Source organism: Telluria sp. AZSoR62, assembly GCF_058111565.1.
The window spans coordinates 1-249 of record NZ_JBYTST010000477.1 but is presented as its reverse complement, the minus strand read 5'-3'; the positions used below and the strand labels follow the sequence as shown (position 1 = coordinate 249).

Below are 249 nucleotides of genomic sequence, written 5' to 3'. Positions count from 1 at the left end.
AGACCGCGATGTATCCGTGCATCTCGGCTTCCTGCCCCACCTCCACTTAGGGCCGGCGCAGGCACGGCCCTTCCCTTCACGCCTGCATGTACACCACATGAGTATGAGTAAACTCGTACAACCCGTGCTTGCCATCCGCGCCGCCGATGCCAGATTTGCGCGTGCCGGCGTGGAAGCCCTGCATGGCCTCGAAGTTTTCGCGGTTGACGTAGGTTTCGCCGAAGTCGATCTCGCGACTGGCCTTGAGCG

The 249-nt window shown here is 61.8% G+C and carries 1 protein-coding gene; it reads right to left on the bottom strand.

Going from position 1 to position 249, the window contains the following annotated elements:
• Positions 1-76: 76 nt before the first annotated feature.
• The coding region (locus tag AC3XQU_RS24465) for an aldehyde dehydrogenase family protein (protein WP_489876707.1) at positions 77-249 on the bottom strand (173 nt) is incomplete at its 5' end.